The organism is Allobosea sp. P1_B10, from assembly GCF_056406735.1.
The window spans coordinates 428,583-448,813 of the sequence record NZ_JBFTZP010000003.1; the positions used below are offsets into that span (position 1 = coordinate 428,583).

Consider the following 20,231-nt stretch of genomic DNA (forward strand, 5'->3'; position numbering starts at 1 on the left):
GCCGACCCGGGATCCATTCCCGATCGGGAGCAGGTTAGGGTCAGGAATGGGTCCCGGGTCTCCCTGCGGTCGCCCTGGACGACATTGTCCTATTCTTTGTCAGGCGTGGCGCAGGCGCTTGTTCAGCCGGCGCGCCAGCCGGTCGCCGATGCTCTGGACGGCCTGGACGAGCACGATCAGCACGGCGACGACGGCGGCCATCACATCGGGCATGAAGCGCTGGTAGCCGTAGCGGATGCCGAGATCGCCGAGGCCTCCGCCGCCGACGGCGCCGACCATGGCCGAGAAGCCGATCAGGCTGACGATGGCGAGCGTCAGGCCCAGCGTGATCGCCGGCCAGGCCTCGGGCACCAGGACCTTGCGCACGATCTGCACCGGCGTTGCGCCCATCGAGCGGGCCGCCTCGACCAGCCCCTGGTCGACCTCGCGGATGGCACCCTCGATCAGGCGGGCGATGAAGGGCGTCGCCGCGATCGTCAGCGGCACGATCGCCGCATTGGTGCCGATCGAGGTGCCAGCGATCAGCCGGGTGAAGGGGATGATCGCTACCACCAGGATGATGAAGGGCGTCGAGCGCGTCGCGTTGACGACGACGCCAAGCACCGCATTCACCGCCGGGGCGGCAAAGAGTTCGCCGCGCTTGCTCGTCGCGAGGAAGACGCCAAGCGGCAAGCCGAGCAGCGTGCCGAGCCCCGCTGCAACCGCGACCATCAGCAGCGTGTCGCCGGTGGCCTGGATGATCAGGCGAATGATTTCAGGAGACATGACCGACGACCTCCGCCTTGAGTTCGAGGCTCTTCAGCGCGCCGAGTACGGCAGCGAGGCCGGGTTCCGTCGCCGGTACCGAGACCAGCAGGCTGCCGAAGGGCTTGTCCGCGATGGCGTCGATGCGCCCCGCGAGGATGTTGACGTCGACGCCGATCGTCGAGGAGAGCCGGCTGATCACCGGCGCGGTGGCGTTCTCGCCGGTGAAGGTGATGCGCAGCACCGTGGCGTCGCCGGGGCGTGCGTCGGCATGGATGCGCTGGCTGAGATAGGCCGGCACCTCGACCCCGGTCACCGCCTCGACGAAGCGCGCCGTGGTCGGGTGCTGCGGCCGTGTCAGGACCGAGAAGACCTCGCCCTCTTCGACAATGCGCCCGTTCTCGATCACCGCGACGCGGTCGCAGATCTCCTTGATGACCGGGATCTCGTGGGTGATCAGCAGGATCGTGATGCCGAGCTCGCGGTTGACCTGTCGCAGCAGCGCCAGGATCGACTGCGTCGTCTCGGGGTCGAGCGCCGAGGTCGCCTCGTCGCAGAGCAGCACCTTTGGCTCCGTCGCCAGCGCCCGGGCGATGCCGACGCGCTGCTTCTGCCCGCCCGACAGTTCGGCAGGGTAGCGCTCGCGCTTGTCGGCGAGCCCGACGAGATCGAGCAGGCGAGCCACCTGGGCCTCGATCTCGGCCTTGGCGGCGCCCGCGATCTCCAGCGGCAGCGCGACATTGTCGAACACAGTGCGTGACGACAGCAGGTTGAAATGCTGGAAGATCATGCCCGTGGCGCGGCGTCGATCGCGCCATCCGGCCTCGGTGAGACCCGTGACATCCTCGCCCTCAATCAGGATGCGGCCCGATGTGGCCCGCTCCAGACCGTTGACGAGGCGGATCAGCGTCGATTTGCCGGCGCCGGAGCGGCCGATGACGCCCACGATCGCGCCCTTGGGCACGTCGAGGTCGATGCCGCTCAGCGCCGTCACGACGCTCTGGCCACCGCGACCGGGATAGCTCTTGCCGACCTGCTCGAAGTGGATGATCGGCGCGGGCAAGGGTGGAATATCGGCGCCGGCGCGAAACGCGTCGGGCTTCAGGGGGGCATTCATAATCACCTCAGAACAGGGTGTGGAAGGTCCAGTGGGTGATGCCCAGCTGTTCCATCGTCACGTCATGGACGGATTTGCGGCGCGCCTCCTCGGCGCGGGCAAGAATCGGCCGCTTGCGGGGTCCCGACGACGCCGGATTCAGTGCCGGGGCGAGCAGCACGCCAACGTGCTGCCGCAGGTTTTCAAGGATGCGCATCGCCCGGCCTCAAGCAGCCAGCCGCGCCGCACCCCGGCGACGGGGGGAGGCGAGCTGGCGGGCTGCGATCTCGGCAGCGTCGGGAGTGGCGAAGCGGTGTCCCTCCAGCGCCCTGAAGGCCGAGGACGCCGAGATGAAGGTGAAGAATCGCTCGTCGGCACGCCGATTGACCAGGCCGGCCTGGACCTCGCCGACTTCGATGACATAGGCCTGCTGGCCGTCGCGGTTTGTTCCCTCGGCCTGCCGGCCCGGGTTGAAATGGTGCTGTGACATGATCGTGCCCTTGCCGCGGCTTTGCGGCGCTCGCTGGAAAACTGATGGGGATCGGGCCGGAGGTCGGCCTTCAGCGCGGGATCAGCGTCGACAGCAGCGCATTCGCCGGGAGGCGGCGGGCGGATTGGGCAAAGTGGACTTGAGGTCCATGGTCTTCTCCTCGAAACCGGAGCCCACGACCACGTCGTGGCGCTTTAGCGTTTGGTGACGCGGCGCAAGCTGCTCGCTCAAATCCCCGCGGCCACAGGCCTAAGCCCGATGACACCCTCAATCTGACGGATATCGTCCTGTTTGTCAATCGCATCGTTCTTTTAAAGAGACACGTCCGGGCAAAAGATCATTTCACGGAAGGGCGCTTTGACGACATCTTTCTTCCCCGGGCCTCCCTGCGACTTCGCGCGGCTTGACGGCAGCGCCCGCGCGGAGCCATCTGCGCGCCATGCCGGCTCCCGCTTCCTCGTTCGAGACGATGCGCCGCTCCATGCTCGGAGCCTGGCTCGCGGTGGCCTATGCCTTGGCCGTGCTGGCCGCCGGGCTCGCGCCGCAGGCGGCGATGGCGCACCCGGCATTCGACGGCGCCGTGCTCTGCTCGGGCCTTGCGGCGCCGGGCCCAGGCGAACCCACAACCCCTGCCGAACCCAGTCACTGCCAGGGCTGCCCCGCCAGTTCCCCCTTGGCGGCGCTGCCTCCGGTGCAGCAGACCATCCTGGCGCCGCGGGCGCATGCGGTCACGCTGGACCGGCCCGCCGAGCCCGGCATCCGGCTCGCCGCCGCCTGCCGTTTGCCGCAATCGCGCGCGCCTCCTGCCGTCTGAGCTCCAGCCTTCCACGTCACCGTCTTCGCGTCGCGCGCGCCGTCGAGCCGCACATCGCTTCGTCCGTCAGGCCGTCCAGCCACGGCCGCCAGGTTTGGAACCATCCATCATGACCATCTCCCTTCGCGCATTAGCCGCTGCGGCAGCGCTGCTCGCCGCCACCGCCGCCTTCGCCCATGAATACAAGGCCGGCCCGCTCAAGATCGGCCATCCCTGGTCGCGCGCCACGCCCGACGGCGCAAAAGTCGGCGGCGGCTACCTCTCGATCGAGAACACCGGCACGGCTCCCGACCGTCTGGTCTCGGTCTCGGCACCTTTCGCCGGACGCAGCGAGATCCATGAAATGGCCACCACCAACGGTGTCATGACGATGCGCCCGCTCGAGGCCGGGGTCGATGTCCCTGCTGGCGGCAAGGTCGAGTTCAAGCCGGGCGGCTTCCACATCATGTTCATGGACCTCAAGCAGCCCCTGAAGCAGGACGAGCGCCTCAAGGGCACGCTGACCTTCGAGAAGGCCGGTACCGTCGAGGTCGAGTTCAAGGTCGAGAGCATCGGCTTCAAGGGCGGCGGCAGCGATGCCGACGCCCATAAGGGCCACTGACCCGCATCCGCAGGGCATCCCGGGCGCTCACAGCGCTCGGGGAGCCCGTTCCGTGCGCCGCGAGGTTCCGCCCGAACCGGAATCAACCTGCCGCGTTTGGCGCAGGTGAACGGGAAGGAGCGAGATGATGACGACGCCATTGCCGGAAGGCACCGACGTCACCTGGCGCTGGGGCGCACACACGGCAAAGGGCCGCGTCGAGCAGGTGTTCACCGAGCCTGTGACGCGCGTGATCAAGGGCACAGAGGTCCGCCGCAACGCCTCGCCCGACAATCCGGCCTATCTGGTGACGCAGGCCAGGGGCGGCTACGCGCTGAAATCCCACAGCGAGTTGGAGCGGGCCTGAAAGCAGGTGCCTTGCCGTCGGTCGCCGGGTAGCTCAACCCTAGCCGCTCGCCGTCAGCCGCCTTGCAAAGGTGCGTCCGCCATCGCCGGTCGAGATCTCGCCGACGCGCGACAGCGACACCAGAATGCCGCGCACCGGCAATCTGATCTGCAGGCCTTGCTTGAAGCTTTTCGCGATGTCGTCCTCGCTCAGCGGCGCAGACCCATTTGCCAGCGTCGCCAGTACGGCGGCGACGCGCTCCACCGGCGCGGCGGGAAAGCTCTCCTTCGCGGCAGCGAGCGGCGCGGCAGCGATGAGTTCCGCTGCTTCGATCTGCTCTCCACCCTTGCCGTCGCGGGCGAAGCGGGGGCGCTGGTAGTCGGGCCGCAACCAGCGCACTTCGCCGCGCGCCTCGTCCCGCGCCCGCTCGGCATTGAGCGCGACGAGGCGTGTCACGATGTCGACGTCGGAGAGGTCCGCGGGCCAACCATATGCAGCCGCCACGGCGGCATCGAGCGCGTCATGGTGTTCGTTCATGATCAGGACGAGCCCGCGATCGCGGATGCCCTCTTCCACCGAGGTCAGGATGTGCCCTGCGAGAAGGGCCTCCCGGACATTGTAGAGCTTGGTCAGGGTCAGGTCAGGGTGCGCGTCCAGGACCTGCTTGCGCAGCGCATCGAGCGCTTCGGAGGGCGCTCGGATTGCCTGCTTCTGCGGCTCCGTGGATTCCGGGAAAGGGAAGGGATCGAAGCAGCGGGATTTCACATACACGGCGTCGCGCTCGTAGATGCCAAGCTTTCCGGCGCTGGCCAGGTACCAGCTTTCGTGAATTCGCGACGACAGCACGCCGAGGGCATGAGCATCCGAGAGGCCGACCGCTATAAGCTTGTTATCGGGCAGGATGCTGCTGTCGAGAAACTGGAAGACGCGATGTTTTGCGGTCTCGACGGTCGCGATGTAGCGCTGGAGGTTTGCTGTGAAGCTCCGCATGTCGGTGTTCCGGCGGCCGAACAACCACCAGTTTTCGCGCCGATACGCCTCGTTGTTCCTGTCCCTCTCAGGCTTCACGCGTCGCAGGAGATGTTGGTAGACCTCGGGGAAGCAGTCGCGGATCTCGTGGCTTCCGAGCCCATCGAGATCGATCACGAGCCGACCCCGCGGCCGGGCCATCAGATCGCGGCCGTTGCGGTAATGTCGGATATGGCGCTCCAGACCCGCGTGCCGACCGAGGCCGAGGGTGCTCGCTTCCGCGGGGGTAATCATGAAGCCCGCCCCATGCAGGGGGACACCCCGCGAGGCCAGGCCTTCATTTGCCCGCAGGGCTTGAGCCCTTGAAACATCCGCTCCGATCGTCAGCCCCGCATTGATCCATCCCCTTCTCTCCCTGAACTCGATCTGGGGCTGATCGGTATTGAGATCGGCTTCGGAGACGATCTCGCAAAGCTTGCCCTGGTGGCGCCCCGCCACGGCGACCGTCATCGCGATGCGGACGGCTGCGGTGTCGCGCCCTGCCTTCGTCCAGGGGTGGTCCGCAATTGCCATCACCAGGGAGATCGGATTCTGGCCAGCAAGGTGCCGCTCGACGACACGGCGCTGGAAGAGCTGGGTGATGGAGTTGGTCGTGACGAAGCCGAAGCGCCTCAGCATCGTGCCTGGCCGCGCCAGCTCCTTCGCGGCACGGTCCCACCAGTACATGACGAGATCCGCACCCTCGTTCATGCCGGGATAGGCGATCCTCAGAGCGGCGACATAGCAGCCTCCAAGGCGGCGGCGAATGTCCTTGCCGCCGATGAAGGGCGGGTTCCCGACGATGAAATGCGCTTCTGGCCAGGCAGGGCTCGTCGGATTGCGGGGGGCGACTTCGCGCCCTCCCTCGACAGCGGGAACGGGCCAATCATCCCAATGCAAAAGGGCATCGCCATGCGCGATCTGCTTCAGCTGCTCGAGAATGGGCTCGCGCGGCGCGTAGGACTCGGTCCTCATGTGGAGCTGAAGATAGCTGATCCATAGCATCAAGTCGGCGATCGCCACGGCTCGCCGGTTCAGGTCCAGCCCGAAGAACTGCCTCGGGCCAACACTACGGATAGCAAAGCCTCCAAGCCGCTCCATCGCGCCGAGCTCTGTCGCGACTTCGAGCACTTCGCCTTCGAGGCTCTTCATCAGCTCCTGAGCGACATGAAGGAAGTTGCCGGTCCCGCAGGCGGGGTCGAGCACGCGGGTGTTGCAGAGCTGCTCGTGGAAACGATCGACAAGTCCGAGCGCCTTGCGCCTGTTGCCCTCGTCGCGCGCCTGTTGCACGGCGCCCAAGACCGCCTGCCAATCGGCGCGCAGCGGCACGATCACGGTCTCGATGACAAGCCGCTGGACATAGCTGCGAGGCGTGTAATGCGCGCCTAACCGTGCTCGCTCGGTCGGTTCCAGCGCATGCTCCAGCAATGCGCCAAAGATCGAAGGGTCGACCTTGCTCCAGTCGTGTTCGGCCGCGATGAGCAATTCGGCTATCGCCTCGCGGCTGAGGGCGAAGACGAGCGGTTCCGCAAAGAGGCGCCCGTTGAAGCGCTTGATCGTTGTCCGCAGGCCCGCGCAAAACCCTCCATGGTCCATGGCGCGCCAGAGGTCCTCGACCAGCGGCTTGAAAGCGGCAGGCTTGTCCAGGCAATCGCGCAGCAACTGCTTGAAGCTGTCCTTTGGCAGGAGGCCCACATCTTCTGCGAACATCGTGAACAGGCAGCGCATCAGGAACAGCGCGACGTCCTCGGGCAAATACCGCTGCTCCAGCATTCGCGACACGGCGGCGAGGCGCTTGGCGATCTGGCGCGTCGCTGCGGCCGCTTGCCGGGCGGGGTCGAGATCGAGCGGCGTCGTCCAGATCCGGGCGATCCGCGCTCTGACCGCCGGGTCCTCCAGATCCTCGAGATAAACCCGGAAGCGTTGGCGGCTGGGGAATTGTGCGTAGTTTTTTCCCTGGCCGGTGAAGTCGGCGTAGAACTCGAAGCAATGGCCGACATCGCAGAGGATGATGAAAGGCGGCCAGCCATGACTGGTCGGCAGGGCCTTGGCGTAGCGCTCGGCCTGGTTGCGTGCGTTCAGCATCAGCACGTCGAGGCCGTGGTCGGCGCCGGGCCGCCCTCTCACATGCATGGCGTCGGCTTCGCTTGTCGATCGGCGGCCCTGCGCAGGCAGGAGTTCCTTGCACTGCCCCTTCAGCCGGCTTTGCTTGGCCTCCAGGACGAAGGCGCCCTTCTTGTAGAGGTCGATCCGCCCTGTCGTGCTGCCGCCTGCCGCATCGGGAAATTTCACGGGATACTCGAAGCGATAGCTCACCGCCTCCGGATTGCTCGTTGGCGGGTCCGGTGGGGCCACCCCGATAAGGTCGCAGAACTCTTTCAGGAACTGCGCATAGGCGGCGCGCTCGGAGCCTTCCGAATTGCGCCAGCGCTCGATGAAGATCGCGACCTCTTCCGCGGTCGCCCCGGTCCCGCCCCCCGACATGACCGCCTCCCCAATGATTGCAATACATCGTAAATGCAATCATTGGTTGCATGGATCGTCCTGTCAACTCCTGTCAGCTATGCGCTGGCTTGGGGCGCTGGCCCCTCGCGCCCGGGCGGGTTCCGCCCCATATTGCGGCCATGTCAAAGAGCCCGGACACACCCGCCAAGCCTGAGCCCACGAGCAAGCCCAAGCCGGCCAAGAAGCCTGCCAGCGCCCGCACGCCCAATTCGAAGGCGTCGCGCCAGGAGTTGAAGCCGCTGGAGGGCTATCTCGCCGACCTGCTCAACCCGGCGATCAATCGCGGCAATGCGGTGCCCGGCGGTGCGGCCGGCTTCAAGGACACGCCACAGGCCGGCTACGAGGCAAAGCAAAGCTATGCCATGGAGCGGCCCGGCGGCGAGGAGAGGCCCAAGCGCAAGCTCACGAAGAGGGCCGATTCCGCCTTTGACGGCATCGAGGGCGAGACCGCCGCGAGCCTGACCGCGCAGTCGCTGCAGACCCTGCTGGAGACCGGCAGCCCCTTCATCGAGCCCGGAAAAGCCTGGACGCCGCATCGGCCGCCGCGCCCCGACAAGTCCGAGGGCGGCATCCGCTTCCGCATGCAGTCCGATTTCGAGCCCGCCGGCGACCAGCCCACCGCGATCGCCGATCTCCTGGACGGCATCAGCCGGCAGGAGCGCGACCAGGTCCTGCTCGGCGTCACCGGCTCCGGAAAAACCTTCACCATGGCGCAGGTCATCGCCCAGACGCAGCGCCCGGCGCTGATCCTGGCGCCCAACAAGACGCTCGCGGCCCAGCTCTATGGCGAGTTCAAGAGCTTCTTCCCCGACAACGCGGTCGAGTACTTCGTCTCCTATTACGACTACTACCAGCCCGAGGCCTATGTGCCGCGCTCGGACACCTTCATCGAGAAGGAATCCTCCATCAACGAGCAGATCGACCGCATGCGCCACTCGGCCACGCGCTCGCTGCTGGAGCGCGACGACGTCATCATCGTGGCGTCGGTCTCCTGCATCTACGGTATCGGCTCGGTCGAGACCTATACGGCCATGACCTTCGGCATCAAGCTGGGCGAGCGCATCGAGCAGCGCCAGCTCATCGCCGATCTCGTTGCCCTGCAATACAAGCGCACGCTGGGCGATTTCGCGCGCGGCTCCTTCCGCGTGCGCGGCGATGTCATCGAGCTCTTCCCGGCGCACTATGAGGACCGCGCCTGGCGCATCGGCCTGTTCGGCGACGAGGTCGAGCAGATCTCGGAGTTCGATCCGCTGACCGGCCAGAAGACCGCCGACCTCGAATTCGTGAAGGTCTACGGCAATTCGCACTACACCACGCCGCGCCCGACGCTGACGCAGGCGGTGAAGTCGATCAAGGAGGAGCTGCGCGGCCGCCTCGACGAACTCAACAAATCAGGCCGCTATCTCGAGGCGCAGCGGCTCGACCAGCGCTGCACCTTCGACATCGAGATGATCGAGGCCACGGGCTCCTGCAACGGCATCGAGAACTATTCGCGCTATCTCACCGGCCGCAAGCCGGGCGAGCCGCCGCCGACTTTGTTCGAATACCTGCCCGACAATGCGCTGGTCTTCACCGACGAGAGCCACGTCACCGTGCCGCAGATCGGCGGCATGTATCGCGGCGACTTTCGGCGCAAGGCGACGCTGGCCGAATACGGTTTTCGCCTGCCCTCCTGCATGGACAACCGACCCCTGCGCTTCGAGGAATGGGACGCGATGCGCCCGCAATCGGTGCATGTCTCGGCCACGCCCGGCAGCTGGGAGATGGACCGCACCGGCGGCGTCTTCACCGAGCAGGTCATCCGGCCGACAGGGCTGATCGACCCGCCGGTCGAGATCCGCCCCGCAAAGCACCAGGTCGCCGACCTCCTCGACGAGATCAAGGAGGTCACGGCGCAGGGCTATCGCACGCTGGTCACGGTGCTGACCAAGCGCATGGCCGAGGACCTCACCGAATACCTGCACGAGAACGGCGTGCGCGTGCGCTACATGCACTCCGACATCGACACCATCGAGCGCATCGAGATCCTGCGCGACCTCAGGCTGGGCGCCTTCGACGTGCTGGTCGGCATCAACCTGCTGCGCGAGGGCCTCGACATCCCCGAATGCGGCTTCGTCGCCATTCTCGACGCCGACAAGGAGGGCTTTTTGCGCTCCGAGACCTCATTGATCCAGACCATCGGCCGCGCCGCCCGCAATGTCGACGGCCGCGTCATCCTCTATGCCGACCACATCACCGGCTCGATGGAGCGCGCTCTGGCCGAGACCGCCCGCCGCCGCGAGAAGCAGGAGGCCTACAACCTCGAACACGGCATCACGCCGCAGACGATCAAGCGCGCCATCGGCGACATCCTGGGCTCGGTCTATGAGCGCGACCATGTCACGGTCGATGCCGGGCTCTCGACGCCGGCCGCCGGGCACAACTTCAAGGCGGCCCTGGCCGATCTCGAAAAGCGCATGCGCGAAGCCGCCGCCGACCTCGAATTCGAGACCGCCGCGCGCCTGCGCGACGAGATCAAGCGCCTGCAGGCAACCGAGCTCGCCATCTCCGACGATCCGCTGGCGCGGCAGAGCGACATCGAGGCCTCGGCCGGCAAATACAAGGGCGAGCGCTCCTACGGCGCGAGCGCCAACCTGCCGACGCGCGCGAAGAAGCCGACAGACGCCGACATGGGCCCCCACAACTTTGGCGGCGGCGAAGGCAAGCCGCTGGCCCGCCCGCGCCCGAAGAAGCCGACGCTCGACGAGATGGGGCCGAGGCCGGAGTCGCGGCCGGTGGGGGCTGGGGAGAGCAGTGGGAAGCGAAGGGGGCGGAGATGAATGTGTAGTCGTGCCTATCTGGGCGGAGCGCTTCTGGTTTTTTTGACGAAGAACTTTCTAGGCAGAATTTCAGCGTCTTCTATTTCTATATAAGACGCGCTTCGATCTTCGACTCGAGGTGCGGGCCTACCTTCATACCAATCAAGAGGTTTACCTTGGCTATCCTTTCGTTTGGATTTTTCAAAAATATCTCGGTACCTTCTTGGTGATATTCCTAAAAACGGCTCAAAAAGAACTTTTCGATCAGCTTGAGACTTCTCGAATGTTATGGAATCGGAGTGCAATTTTTTTGCATAGCTCTTCGGATATGGCTCAAGAAACACAACTTTTCTGATGCCCGAAGCAACGATGTGCTTTGCGCACATATGACAGGGAAACGTAGTACAAAACAATATGCCGTCGCGAATTGCGCTTCCGTTGCGAGCGGCGTCAGAAATAGCACTCATTTCTGCGTGAATCATCCTCCCAAATTCGATAATATCCATAGCTTTAGAATTTTTAATTTGGGCAGATTCGACGAATTTTCTGAATTCATGATTTTTTAATAGTTTATTCAATTTGTCTTTTTTAATAAATTCTACTTTGTCTAATCTTTCGATCAGATCGCGTATGATAACTGTTTTATGAAGCTGGTTAGCGTCAACGCCCTCTTCAAAATCTCGATGTCCATTGGGAGCATCATCGTCCCAATATGTGCCGCCGAAGGCCTTCGGGACTTCGTTGCAACCTAACGATATTACCTCTCCACGGGAAGAAAAAATCGCAGCCCCGACCTGTCGAGATAAGTCTATAGATCGCAAGGAGGCGCCGGCCGCAGTGTACATGCCATATTCCATCCTTGTGGGAGAGACTCCGTTATGGCCGAAAAAAGCTTTTATAAAACGCGATATTGTTATTTCTATTGCCGATTTATTTGCTCCATCTACAAAAACATCGCCTTTATGAAATATTAGAGAGACTTCTTGTCCATGTATTTCATTGTCTTCTTGGGAGTCCTTTGTCATTAAATCCATAGCTTCTCTGTCGTTATCTTGATCAGAAGAAGTCGTCGCCGTGTACTGAAATATTCTTTTAACTAGGGTTTCTCGTCTATCATTCTCGTTTAGGTAGACAGATACGAGTACGAATTTCCTCCCATATATTTTTTTAAGAAGATCGACCTCCGCCTCTCTCTTGAGCTGTCTTATAATAAAGGCATTACCAAAGGCTGGCTTAATGAACTCTGAGGTCATCGATTTACGAATATCTCGGATTTTTGCAACCGCAAGGCGTGCGAGGAAGTCGGCGGAGCCGTAGTCGACGCAAATCCGATCTGCTTCCGATATTAGCGATAGATATCGCTTCGAATACGATGAGTCGTCGATTTTTATAGAGAAAGGAGGCGATTTCAAAATATCGGTGATTTTTATGGTGTGACTTTTATAGCTGACAGATTGAAGTTGCGTCTGTATCTGATCAATTATGATATCAAGATCGACGCCTATTGGGCCGACTAAGCCGATTATAATTTCTGGATCAAATATTTTTTCAAAGTTTTTACTTGTTAACGATTTTTTCAACAGATTGATCCCCCCTTATAGCTTTCAACCCACGAGGCGCTAGTCTAATGTCTGATTCGCCAAGCAGGGAGGAGGCATCATGAAACGACGCGACGCGTTGGCAAGTGATATGTCTAACGACTGGCTTACTGCTCAATGGCGTGAGGCGGCGCACACGCTGGAGGCTCGGCCTTCGTCGCGGCGCGGCCCTACCTTGATTTCAGATGAGGCGCTGAAAAATTGTATCGATCTGATCAATTCCGCAAACGCCTTGGTGGCGGCGGCAGAGGTCAAGAGATTGCTGCCAGCATGAAAACCGTCTGGCTTGCGGTCTTAAGTGGAATTGAGAGCCAATCTTAGCTGGGCGCGGAACCCTTCTCCCGGATGGGAGAAGGGCAGGGATGAGGGTGTGCCTGACATTTTCGAGGCTCAACGCAGCCGTCGCGCCTTCTGCTGAAACGCTACTCCCTCATCAGGCGCTCCGCGCCATCGTCTCCCATCCGGGAGAAGGAGAGAGGCGTTGCGGTTCCCTGGCATCGCCCAACCACCAGCCCTCATCCTGAGGAGCTGCGCAGCGGCGTCTCGAAGGATGGTCCAGCGGGCGCGGGACCTGGAGCATCCTTCGAGACGCCAGCCCTGCGGACTGGCTCCTCAGGATGAGGGCTGCGGGGGCTGAAGCCGTCGAGACGTCCTCGGACAGCGCACGCCCTCAACCGGCCCTGCCGAGACACGTCTGCACTGAGGGAGAGTGAGAGAGCGCGCGTCATTCTCGGGCGCAGCGAAGCGCAGAGCCGAGACTCTCAGGCAGGATGAGGCGCCGGACCTCTGGTCATGAGATGCTCGGGTCAAGCCCGAGCATGACGAAACTCGACGCAAAACCCGTCTCCCGCGAGGGGAGACGGGACGAGGCGTCACGGCTGCAGCAAAAAACTTGTCCCCGGCCTTGTGCGGCGCGGCCATAGTGCCGGCACCTCGTTCCCGAGGGGCAGCCATCCGGAGGCAAGCCGTTGGCGGGGGCGGGGGCGGCGCCTGCGGCCGGGCTTGCACCCCGGCCCCGGGAGGTTTCGGGAACCGCCCTGGGGGTATTACGGCCCCTGCGCGAGGAGCTCGCTGGACGGCCCGGCGGCAAGGGTTTTGCTGGACAACGACATGATGAGCCCCTGGGCAAACTGGTGTCGAACGCCGCAAGACCTGCACCGCCCCGCCCGATAAGCGCGGCCCGGGATCGTCAAATCGCCGACAGGCGGAGCGCCACGGGGCGTGCGGAGGGTGGCTCAATCCCTCCGCGCCGCAGCCGGGCTTACAGGTTGCGGATCACTGACCTCGCGCCTCGCGGCGCTCCGCTGCCCCTCACTTGCAAATCCGCCGCGCCGCTGGCGCGGGCGGGCGAAAAACCATGTCCGGGCCCGGTCGAACTCCACGCACGAAAAAGGGCCCGGCCTTTCGGCCGGGCCCTCTCGCTGAGCGAAGAACTCAGTAGCGGTTGTAGTAGCGGTCGCGATCGCGACGGCCATAGGCGCGGGCATGGGGCGGCGGGCCGTGATGGCGGCCATAGCCGTAGCCGCGATGACCGTAGCCTCCGCGACGCTGCATCTCCTGCGTGCGCTGGATCTCCCACATGCGATGCTCGCGGTTGTGGCGGGTATAGGTGACCTCGAGCGTGTCGAGGCCCTTCGCTCCCGAATAGGCTTCGCTGGCCGCGGCGGGCGTGATGGCGGCGCCCAGCGCGAGGGCGGCGGCGATCAGAATGTGACGCATGACGGTCTCCCTGTTGACTTCATGCCGCACTAGAGCAGGAGCGAGCGCAACGGGACCTGAACGAAGCCGTCGGCTCCCGTTCATCTGGCGGCAGGATTCGTCGCGCGCCGCGCTGCGGTCGCAGCAGCATCTGCACCGGAATCAGCCCGGCCGCGCCGCCCGCGCACTCGACTCGGCGGAAGAATCCACGCACAAAATCGCGCAGCGTTCGTTCCATACGGAACTACGCGATTTCACTGCGGGGATATCGCTCCATGTCGACCATCGCTCTCGCCATCCATGGCGGTTGTGGCACGCTGCCCAAGGCGGAATTGTCCGAGGCCGAATGGGCCAAGGGCCGGGCCGATCTCGCGGCCTCGCTGCGGGCCGGCTGGGCGATCCTGAAGAAGGGCGGCTCGGCGGTCGACGCGGTCGAGGCGGCGGTGCGGGTCATGGAGGATTCCGACCAGTTCAACGCCGGCCATGGCGCGGCCTTCAACGCCGATGGCGAGCACGAGCTCGACGTCGCGATCATGGATGGCGCGACGCTGGCGGCCGGCGCGCTCTGCGGCGTCAAGCATATCAAGAACCCGGTGTCGGCGGCCAAGGCGCTGATGCTGCGCGGCGATCCGCTGCTGCTCTGCGGCGCGGGCGGCGACAGCTTTGCCGAGCATGAAGGGCTGGAAATGGTCGAGAACGAATATTTCTCGACGGAGCGTCGGCGCAGGAACCTGTCCTCGATGAAGATCCGCGAGCTCGTCGGCTCGGCCGCGAGCGCCAGCGAGGCCGAGAAGCACGGGACGGTCGGCGCGGTGGCGCGCGACAGCAACGGCCATCTCGCGGCCGCGACCTCGACGGGCGGCTACACCAACAAGCCGGTCGGGCGCATCGGCGATTCCCCGATCATCGGCGCGGGCACCTATGCGCGCGATGGGCGCTGCGCCGTCTCGGGCACCGGCAAGGGCGAGGTCTTCATCCGCCACTGCGTCGGCCACGAGATCGCGTCGCTGATCGCCTATAAGGGCCTGAGCCTGAAAGAGGCGACCGACACGGTGCTGGCAGAGCTCTCGGGCTACAGGATCGGCGCCGGCCTCGTCGCCGTCGGGGCCGAGGGCGAGGCGGTTGCGCCCTTCAATACGCAAGGCATGTATCGTGGCTGGGTCAGCGCCGACGGGCTCGTCCATGTCGCGACCCATGCGGAAGTCGAGATTGCGGGGCAGGCATGAGCACGGACAAGACCGGGGACACGAGCATGGCCGAACCCATCCTGATCTGGGGCGCAGGCGCCATCGGCGGCACGCTGGGCGCCTACTGGGCGCGCGCAGGAATTCCAGTGCTGCTGGTCGACATCGTGCCCGAGCATGTCGAGGCCTGCCGCACGACCGGGCTGGCGATCACCGGCCCGATCGAGGAATTCCGCCAGGTCATCCCGGCGGTGACGCCAGCCGAACTGACCGGAACCTACAGCCGCATCGTGCTGGCGGTGAAGGCCGGCGCGACCGAGGCCGCGCTCGAAGCGCTGAAGCCGCATCTGGCCGAGGACGGCTATGTGCTCTCGGCCCAGAACGGCCTCAACGAGCTGACGATCGCACGCCATGTCGGCGAGGCCCGCACCATGGGCTGCTTCGTCAATTTCGGCGCCGACTGGCACGGGCCGGGCGAGATCCTCTACGGTAATCGCGGCGCGGTGGTCGTCGGCGAACTTGATGGCAGCACGACGCCGCGCGTCGAGGCGATGTTCGAGCTGCTCAAGCGTTTCGATGCGGATTCCGTGCTGACCGACAACATCTGGGGCTATCTCTGGGGCAAGCTCGCCTATGGCGCGATGCTGTTCGGCACGGCGCTGACGGGCGAATCCATGACCGCGAACTTCGCCGATCCGCAGCGCCGTCCGGTCTGGCTGGCGCTGGGCCGCGAGGTCGGCGCGGTCGCGGCGGCGCGGGGCATCACCTCGCTGGGCTTTGGCCAGTTCGATCCGATGGTGTTCGCGCCGGGCCGCCCCGAGGGCCCGCAGGTCGAGACCATTGCCTGGCTCGCCGACTACACCTCGCAGAGCGCAAAAACCCATTCCGGCATCCACCGCGACCTCGCGGTCCGCAAGCGCAAGACCGAGGTCGATCCGCAGATCGGCATAATCGGCAAGCTCGGCCGCGAAAGCGGCGTTGCCACGCCGACACTCGAGCACCTGGTCGCCCTGATCCACGAGATCGAGGACGGCACGCGCCCACTCTCCTTCGCCACCCTGAAAGTGCTGATCGACCAATGCAAATCCGCTTCGACACCCGCGTAGCCCTCGTCACCGGTGCAGCCCAGGGCCTCGGCCGCGCCATCGCCACCGCGCTCGTCGCAGCCGGCGCCACGGTGCATCTCGCCGACATCGACGCCGACGGCGTTGCCGCCACAGCCAGCAGCCTCGGCGCGACCGCGCATGTGGCCGATCTCGGCTCGCCCGAGGCAGCGCAGGCGCTGATCACCGACATCGTCGCGCAGAGCGGCAAGCTCGATCTGCTGGTTCATGCAGCCGGCGGCGTACGCGGCCAGGTCGGACGCGCCATCGAGGAGATCTCGGAGACCGACTGGCGCGTGATCTTTGCCGCCAATGTCGATGCCGCCTTCTTCCTCGCCCAGGCCGCCGCGCCGGTGATGAAGCAGTCCGGCTATGGCCGCATCGTCGCGATCTCGTCGGGCGCGGGCCTGCGCCCGAGCCTCACCGGCATCCAGGCCTATGCCAGCGCCAAGCACGCGCTCGTCGGGCTGACCAAGCAGCTCGCCTGGGAGTTCGGGCCGCATGGCATCACGGTGAACTCGGTCGCGCCGGGCTTCGTGCGCTCCAATCCTGCGAGCGAGCGGCAATGGGAGAGCTACGGCCCCGAAGGCCAGAAGCGCATGGTCGAGGGTATCCACACCCGCCGGCTCGGCACGGCCGACGACATCGCCGCCGCAACGCTCTTCTTCCTGAGCGAGCAGGCGAGCTGGATCACCGGGCAGATCCTCTCTGTCGATGGCGGGCGGTCTTAAGTCTGCTCCGTCGTCATCCTGGGCGACCGAAGGTCGTCCCGGGATCCATCGTATAGCGTAGCGCCCCGCGATGGATCCCGGCGTCACGCCTCGCTGCAGCCGGGATGACGACTGAGGATCAGGCGCTAGACGCTCAAACCTTCGGCAGGTCCGGCACGCGATAGGCGGTGGTCGACTTGATCCGCTCCATCGCGAAACGCGAGGTCACGTTCTTGAGCGGGATCGTCTCGATCAGCCGCTTGTAGAAGGTGTCATAGGCCGACATGTCGGCGACTACGACGCGCAGCATGTAGTCGACATCGCCGGCCATCCGGTAGAACTCCATCACCTCGGGCATGGCCGAGACGTTCTGGGCGAACTTGTCGAGCCACGGCCCGGAATGGTCGGATGTCTCGATCTGGACGAAGACGGTCAGGCCGAGCCCGATCTTCTCGGGCGCAACCAGCGCGACGCGCTTCACGATCACGCCGGACTGTTCGAGACGCTGGATGCGCTTCCAGCACGGCGTCTGCGAGAGCCCCACACGATCGGCCAGTTCGGCGATCGAGATGTTGGAGTCGTTCTGCAGCACGGTCAGGATCTTGCGGTCGATCGCATCCATTCTCTTAGTCCCATTCAAGATAGAAGAAAGCCGTCGCTGACATCTGCGGGAATGGAATAATATTCTTATTGACCCGGGCGACTTGCATTCAGATAGAAAATCCTTTTCTCAATCTGTCAATGGGCGTGTTTTCGCACTGCCGTTGACGAGGGATTTGATCGATGGATCGCCGCCAGTTACTGATCGCGGGCACCGCGCTTTTGGCCACGCCGCTGCTGCCGCGTCTGGCGTCTGCGCAGACAGTCACGGCCCGCGCCGGCTTCATCCCGGTCGTGGGCACCGCGCCGTTCTTCGTGGCGCAGGGCGCGGGGTTGCTGAAGCAGGCGGGCCTCGAGATCACGACCACGGCCTTCGAATCCGGCCCTAACATGATCCAGGCACTGGCCTCGGGAACGCTCGACATCTACATCGCCGGCGTTGCGCCGCTTGCCGTGGCACGCTCGCGCGGCATCGATGTCCGCGTTGTGGCGGCAACCGCCGTCGGCGAGAACGTCGTCGTCGCCGCGCCCGCGCTGTCGAAGCACTTCACCACTGGTATCAGCGCGGCAGCGGCCTTCAAGGCGTTCCGCGCCGCCAGCGGCAAGCCGGCCCGGCTGGCCACGCAGCCTGCGGGATCGGTGCCCAACACGACGCTGCAATACTGGCTCTGGGAGGTCGCCAAGGTCGACAAAGCCGATGTCGAGATCGTGCCGATGGGCATCGACGCGACCCAGCAGGCGATCTTGGCCAACGCAGTCGACGGCGGCAGCGTCCGCGAGCCCGCTTTGACCATCCTCCAGAGCCGCAATCCGCAGATCAAGCTGATCGCAGGCGGCGAGGAGGTCTTCCCGGGCCAGCCCGGCACGGTCGTCGCCGTCACCGGCGCCTTCGCGACCAAGAACCCCGAGGCCGTGCAGAAGCTGGTGGAGGCCCTGATCACGGGTGCCGACCTGATCGCCAAATCGCCTGCAAAGGCAGCACCTCATGTCGGCGCGGCGCTTGGCAAGGGCATCGTCGATCCCGAGTTGATCCAGAAGGCGCTGGTCTCGCCGGCGAGCAAGTTCGAGATCGATCCGCGCAAGATCATCGAGCCCTCGCGTGCGATGCAGGCCTATCAGGTCAAGCTCGGCTCGCTGGAGAAGGAACTGCCCTTCGACGGCCTGTTCGAGACGCAGTATTTCGAGCGCGCGCTCAAGGCTGGTGGCTGAGGCGCATCGGCAGCTACAACCGGTCCGTCGTTGCGAGCGTAGCGAAGCAATCCAGAGGCGGACGAGCTCGACGTCCCCCTGGATTGCTTCGCTACGCTGCAATGACGGAGCCACCACGTAACCACCGCGGATAAGTGATCTTGAACTCCCTCCGGGCCACGGCCCTCGCTTTCGCCGGCCTGGTCGCTTTCCTGCTCCTGTGGGAAGCCGTGCCGTATTTCGGGCTGGTCAACCCGGCCTTCCTGCCGCCGCCGAGCGTCTTGCCAAAGGCGTTCTGGCGTGAGGTGACCTCCGGCGCCTGGTCGACCGCGATCCTGGGCTCGCTCTGGCACTATTTCGTTGGCCTGTTCACCGGCACGGCGCTCGGCGTCCTGCTGGGCGTCATCGTCGGCATGTGGCGCAGCGCCGAGGAGGCGACGGCCTGGGTGGTGCGCGTACTGCGGCCGATCCCGGGCCTCGCCTGGGTGCCCTTCGCGATCATCTGGTTCGGCGTCAATCCGTCCGCCGCCGTATTCATCATCGCGATCGCGGTGTTCTGGATCGTCTTCTTCGCGGCGCAGGGCGCGGTGCGCGGCGTCGACCGAGACCTGATCGAGGTCGCGGACGCCTTCGGTTTCCGCTCGCCGCTCCAGCGTCTGGTGAAGATCCTGCTGCCCGCCGCGATGCCGGGCATCCTGGTGGGCGTGCGCACGGCTCTCGGCCAGGCCTGGATGGCGGTGGTCGCAGCCGAGATTTTTGGCGTCGCCGGGGTCGGCCAGCGCATGATGCAGGCCTCCAGCCTGCTCGCGACCGATATCGTCGTGGTCTACATGCTGACGATGGCTGCGCTCTACGGCCTGCTCGATACGCTCTTCGTCGCGGTTCAGAAATGGGTGCTGCGATGGAAAGCGTGATCGAGATCAAGGGCCTGTCGCTGACGTTCACCCGCGACGGCGAGCAGACCGAGGTCCTGCACAAGCTCGACCTCAGCGTGAAGCGCGGCGAGTTCCTGGCCATCGTCGGCCCCTCGGGCGTCGGCAAGTCGACTCTGCTGCGCGTCATTGCCGATCTGGCGAGGCCCAGCGGCGGCGAGGTCGTGATCAACGCCCGCGACGAGACCCGTCGGCCGGTGGCGCTGGTGTTCCAGGATTCGCGCCTGCTGCCCTGGCGCAAGGTCGTCTCCAATGTCGGCTTTGGACTCGAAGGGCAGGTCCCGCGTGCAGGGCGGCTGGCCAAGTCGCAGGAGATGCTCGATCTCGTCGGTCTGGGCAATCTGGCGCAGCGCTGGCCGCATCAGCTTTCGGGCGGGCAGCGCCAGCGCGTCTCGCTGGCCCGCGCGCTGGCGGTCGAGCCGGAGATCCTGCTGATGGACGAGCCGTTCTCGGCGCTGGACGCGCTCACCCGCGAGACCCTGCAGGACGAGTTGATCCGCGTCTGGCAGCGCACCGGCAAGACCGTGCTCTTCGTCACCCATGACATCGACGAAGCCGCCTATCTCGCCGACCGCGTCGTGGTGCTCTCGGGCGCGCCCGGGCAGATCATCGCCGAGCATCGGATTACCGCTGCCCGTCCGCGCAAGCGCGGCGAAGCCGCCGAGGCGAAGATCGTGCGCGCCGTTCGCCTCGGGCTCGGCGCCGACGTCGTCGCTGACGGCGCCTCGATCTGAAGCGCAACACCCGTCATTGCGAGCGCAGCGAAGCAATCCAGGGGCGGCAGCTCTCTAGGTCTGCCTGGATTGCTTCGCTGCGCTCGCGATGACGGCGACGACG

General features: G+C 64.8%; 19 protein-coding genes. 11 read left to right on the plus strand and 8 right to left on the minus strand.

Annotation, left to right across the window (positions count from 1 at the left end; genetic code table 11):
• Nucleotides 1-99: 99 nt before the first annotated feature.
• Genes AC1D2L_RS09395 through AC1D2L_RS09410 form a run of 4 tightly spaced genes read right to left on the minus strand, consistent with a single transcriptional unit; the run spans nt 100 to nt 2,330 of the window.
• Nucleotides 100-765: a methionine ABC transporter permease gene (locus tag AC1D2L_RS09395; RefSeq protein ID WP_476845594.1), complete on the minus strand. Its 666-nt coding sequence runs from the start codon at nt 763-765 to the stop codon at nt 100-102.
• A complete protein-coding gene (locus tag AC1D2L_RS09400) occupies nt 755-1,861 on the minus strand; it encodes a methionine ABC transporter ATP-binding protein (protein ID WP_476845595.1) in 1,107 nt (368 codons plus the stop codon). The genes AC1D2L_RS09395 and AC1D2L_RS09400 overlap by 11 nt, the downstream gene beginning before the upstream one ends.
• 7 nt (nt 1,862-1,868) lie before the next feature.
• Nucleotides 1,869-2,057, minus strand: coding sequence for a hypothetical protein (locus AC1D2L_RS09405; RefSeq protein WP_476845596.1), 189 nt, complete (start codon nt 2,055-2,057; stop codon nt 1,869-1,871).
• Between the two features lie 9 nt (nt 2,058-2,066).
• Entirely contained in the window at nt 2,067-2,330 is a 264-nt protein-coding gene (locus AC1D2L_RS09410) for a hypothetical protein (RefSeq protein ID WP_476845597.1), read from the minus strand.
• A gap of 439 nt (nt 2,331-2,769) precedes the next feature.
• On the opposite strand from AC1D2L_RS09410, the gene AC1D2L_RS09415 reads away from it, so the two are divergent.
• The 3 genes from AC1D2L_RS09415 to AC1D2L_RS09425 all read left to right on the plus strand — a co-directional run bounded on the left by AC1D2L_RS09415 (nt 2,770) and on the right by AC1D2L_RS09425 (nt 4,091).
• Nucleotides 2,770-3,144 carry a hypothetical protein gene (locus AC1D2L_RS09415; RefSeq protein ID WP_476845598.1) on the plus strand — a complete coding sequence of 125 codons (375 nt, stop codon included), beginning with the start codon at nt 2,770-2,772 and terminating at the stop codon, nt 3,142-3,144.
• A 109-nt stretch (nt 3,145-3,253) separates the two neighbouring features.
• Nucleotides 3,254-3,745, plus strand: coding sequence for a copper chaperone PCu(A)C (locus AC1D2L_RS09420; protein ID WP_476845599.1), 492 nt, complete (start codon nt 3,254-3,256; stop codon nt 3,743-3,745).
• A 127-nt stretch (nt 3,746-3,872) separates the two neighbouring features.
• The gene (locus AC1D2L_RS09425) at nt 3,873-4,091 is read left to right on the plus strand and encodes a hypervirulence associated TUDOR domain-containing protein (RefSeq protein ID WP_476845600.1); all 219 of its coding nucleotides are present in this window, start codon (nt 3,873-3,875) and stop codon (nt 4,089-4,091) included.
• 39 nt (nt 4,092-4,130) lie between these two features.
• Here AC1D2L_RS09425 and AC1D2L_RS09430 read toward each other — a convergent pair whose 3' ends face one another.
• Nucleotides 4,131-7,562 carry a class I SAM-dependent DNA methyltransferase gene (locus tag AC1D2L_RS09430; RefSeq protein ID WP_476845601.1) on the minus strand — a complete coding sequence of 1,144 codons (3,432 nt, stop codon included), beginning with the start codon at nt 7,560-7,562 and terminating at the stop codon, nt 4,131-4,133.
• 140 nt (nt 7,563-7,702) lie between these two features.
• Here AC1D2L_RS09430 and uvrB point away from each other — a divergent pair, with 140 nt between their 5' ends.
• On the plus strand, nt 7,703-10,402 hold the full coding sequence (uvrB, locus tag AC1D2L_RS09435; RefSeq protein WP_476845602.1) for an excinuclease ABC subunit UvrB: 2,700 nt from the start codon (nt 7,703-7,705) through the stop codon (nt 10,400-10,402).
• A 14-nt stretch (nt 10,403-10,416) separates the two neighbouring features.
• Here uvrB and AC1D2L_RS09440 read toward each other — a convergent pair whose 3' ends face one another.
• Nucleotides 10,417-11,961, minus strand: coding sequence for an anti-phage dCTP deaminase (locus AC1D2L_RS09440; protein ID WP_476845603.1), 1,545 nt, complete (start codon nt 11,959-11,961; stop codon nt 10,417-10,419).
• 79 nt (nt 11,962-12,040) lie between these two features.
• On the opposite strand from AC1D2L_RS09440, the gene AC1D2L_RS09445 reads away from it, so the two are divergent.
• Entirely contained in the window at nt 12,041-12,253 is a 213-nt protein-coding gene (locus AC1D2L_RS09445) for a hypothetical protein (RefSeq protein WP_476845604.1), read from the plus strand.
• Nucleotides 12,254-13,413: 1,160 nt separating this feature from the next.
• Here AC1D2L_RS09445 and AC1D2L_RS09450 read toward each other — a convergent pair.
• Nucleotides 13,414-13,698 (minus strand): hypothetical protein, encoded by a 285-nt coding sequence (locus AC1D2L_RS09450; RefSeq protein WP_476845605.1) that lies wholly within the window; start codon nt 13,696-13,698, stop codon nt 13,414-13,416.
• 254 nt (nt 13,699-13,952) lie between these two features.
• On the opposite strand from AC1D2L_RS09450, the gene AC1D2L_RS09455 reads away from it, so the two are divergent.
• Genes AC1D2L_RS09455 through AC1D2L_RS09465 form a run of 3 tightly spaced genes read left to right on the plus strand, consistent with a single transcriptional unit; the run spans nt 13,953 to nt 16,695 of the window.
• Nucleotides 13,953-14,903 carry an isoaspartyl peptidase/L-asparaginase family protein gene (locus AC1D2L_RS09455; RefSeq protein WP_476845606.1) on the plus strand — a complete coding sequence of 317 codons (951 nt, stop codon included), beginning with the start codon at nt 13,953-13,955 and terminating at the stop codon, nt 14,901-14,903.
• Nucleotides 14,904-14,929: 26 nt separating this feature from the next.
• A complete protein-coding gene (locus AC1D2L_RS09460; protein ID WP_476845607.1) occupies nt 14,930-15,967 on the plus strand; it encodes a ketopantoate reductase family protein in 1,038 nt (345 codons plus the stop codon).
• Nucleotides 15,940-16,695 (plus strand): SDR family NAD(P)-dependent oxidoreductase, encoded by a 756-nt coding sequence (locus AC1D2L_RS09465; protein ID WP_476845608.1) that lies wholly within the window; start codon nt 15,940-15,942, stop codon nt 16,693-16,695. Before AC1D2L_RS09460 ends, AC1D2L_RS09465 begins: the two co-directional genes overlap by 28 nt.
• Nucleotides 16,696-16,828: 133 nt before the next feature.
• Here the strand turns inward: AC1D2L_RS09465 and AC1D2L_RS09470 are convergent, their stop codons facing one another.
• Entirely contained in the window at nt 16,829-17,296 is a 468-nt protein-coding gene (locus AC1D2L_RS09470) for an Lrp/AsnC family transcriptional regulator (protein WP_476845609.1), read from the minus strand.
• Nucleotides 17,297-17,457: 161 nt separating this feature from the next.
• Here AC1D2L_RS09470 and AC1D2L_RS09475 point away from each other — a divergent pair, with 161 nt between their 5' ends.
• From AC1D2L_RS09475 to AC1D2L_RS09485, 3 genes are all read left to right on the plus strand, one after another.
• Entirely contained in the window at nt 17,458-18,483 is a 1,026-nt protein-coding gene (locus tag AC1D2L_RS09475; RefSeq protein ID WP_476845610.1) for an ABC transporter substrate-binding protein, read from the plus strand.
• A gap of 140 nt (nt 18,484-18,623) precedes the next feature.
• Nucleotides 18,624-19,376: an ABC transporter permease gene (locus tag AC1D2L_RS09480; protein WP_476845611.1), complete on the plus strand. Its 753-nt coding sequence runs from the start codon at nt 18,624-18,626 to the stop codon at nt 19,374-19,376.
• Nucleotides 19,364-20,128 carry an ABC transporter ATP-binding protein gene (locus tag AC1D2L_RS09485; protein ID WP_476845612.1) on the plus strand — a complete coding sequence of 255 codons (765 nt, stop codon included), beginning with the start codon at nt 19,364-19,366 and terminating at the stop codon, nt 20,126-20,128. Before AC1D2L_RS09480 ends, AC1D2L_RS09485 begins: the two co-directional genes overlap by 13 nt.
• Nucleotides 20,129-20,231 lie beyond the last annotated feature (103 nt).

Excerpts from the sequence above, each read along its gene's own strand:
- AC1D2L_RS09475 (WP_476845610.1), top strand. The coding sequence starts at position 17,458 with ATGGATCGCCGCCAGTTACTGATCGCGGGCACCGCGCTTTTGGCCACG.
- AC1D2L_RS09450 (WP_476845605.1), bottom strand. The coding sequence starts at position 13,698 with ATGCGTCACATTCTGATCGCCGCCGCCCTCGCGCTGGGCGCCGCCATC.
- AC1D2L_RS09470 (WP_476845609.1), bottom strand. The coding sequence starts at position 17,296 with ATGGATGCGATCGACCGCAAGATCCTGACCGTGCTGCAGAACGACTCC.
- AC1D2L_RS09415 (WP_476845598.1), top strand. The coding sequence starts at position 2,770 with ATGCCGGCTCCCGCTTCCTCGTTCGAGACGATGCGCCGCTCCATGCTC.
- AC1D2L_RS09400 (WP_476845595.1), bottom strand. The coding sequence starts at position 1,861 with ATGAATGCCCCCCTGAAGCCCGACGCGTTTCGCGCCGGCGCCGATATT.
- AC1D2L_RS09455 (WP_476845606.1), top strand. The coding sequence starts at position 13,953 with ATGTCGACCATCGCTCTCGCCATCCATGGCGGTTGTGGCACGCTGCCC.
- AC1D2L_RS09445 (WP_476845604.1), top strand. The coding sequence starts at position 12,041 with ATGAAACGACGCGACGCGTTGGCAAGTGATATGTCTAACGACTGGCTT.
- AC1D2L_RS09395 (WP_476845594.1), bottom strand. The coding sequence starts at position 765 with ATGTCTCCTGAAATCATTCGCCTGATCATCCAGGCCACCGGCGACACG.
- AC1D2L_RS09465 (WP_476845608.1), top strand. The coding sequence starts at position 15,940 with ATGCAAATCCGCTTCGACACCCGCGTAGCCCTCGTCACCGGTGCAGCC.
- AC1D2L_RS09430 (WP_476845601.1), bottom strand. The coding sequence starts at position 7,562 with ATGTCGGGGGGCGGGACCGGGGCGACCGCGGAAGAGGTCGCGATCTTC.
- uvrB (WP_476845602.1), top strand. The coding sequence starts at position 7,703 with ATGTCAAAGAGCCCGGACACACCCGCCAAGCCTGAGCCCACGAGCAAG.
- AC1D2L_RS09485 (WP_476845612.1), top strand. The coding sequence starts at position 19,364 with ATGGAAAGCGTGATCGAGATCAAGGGCCTGTCGCTGACGTTCACCCGC.
- AC1D2L_RS09420 (WP_476845599.1), top strand. The coding sequence starts at position 3,254 with ATGACCATCTCCCTTCGCGCATTAGCCGCTGCGGCAGCGCTGCTCGCC.
- AC1D2L_RS09460 (WP_476845607.1), top strand. The coding sequence starts at position 14,930 with ATGGCCGAACCCATCCTGATCTGGGGCGCAGGCGCCATCGGCGGCACG.
- AC1D2L_RS09410 (WP_476845597.1), bottom strand. The coding sequence starts at position 2,330 with ATGTCACAGCACCATTTCAACCCGGGCCGGCAGGCCGAGGGAACAAAC.
- AC1D2L_RS09425 (WP_476845600.1), top strand. The coding sequence starts at position 3,873 with ATGACGACGCCATTGCCGGAAGGCACCGACGTCACCTGGCGCTGGGGC.
- AC1D2L_RS09405 (WP_476845596.1), bottom strand. The coding sequence starts at position 2,057 with ATGCGCATCCTTGAAAACCTGCGGCAGCACGTTGGCGTGCTGCTCGCC.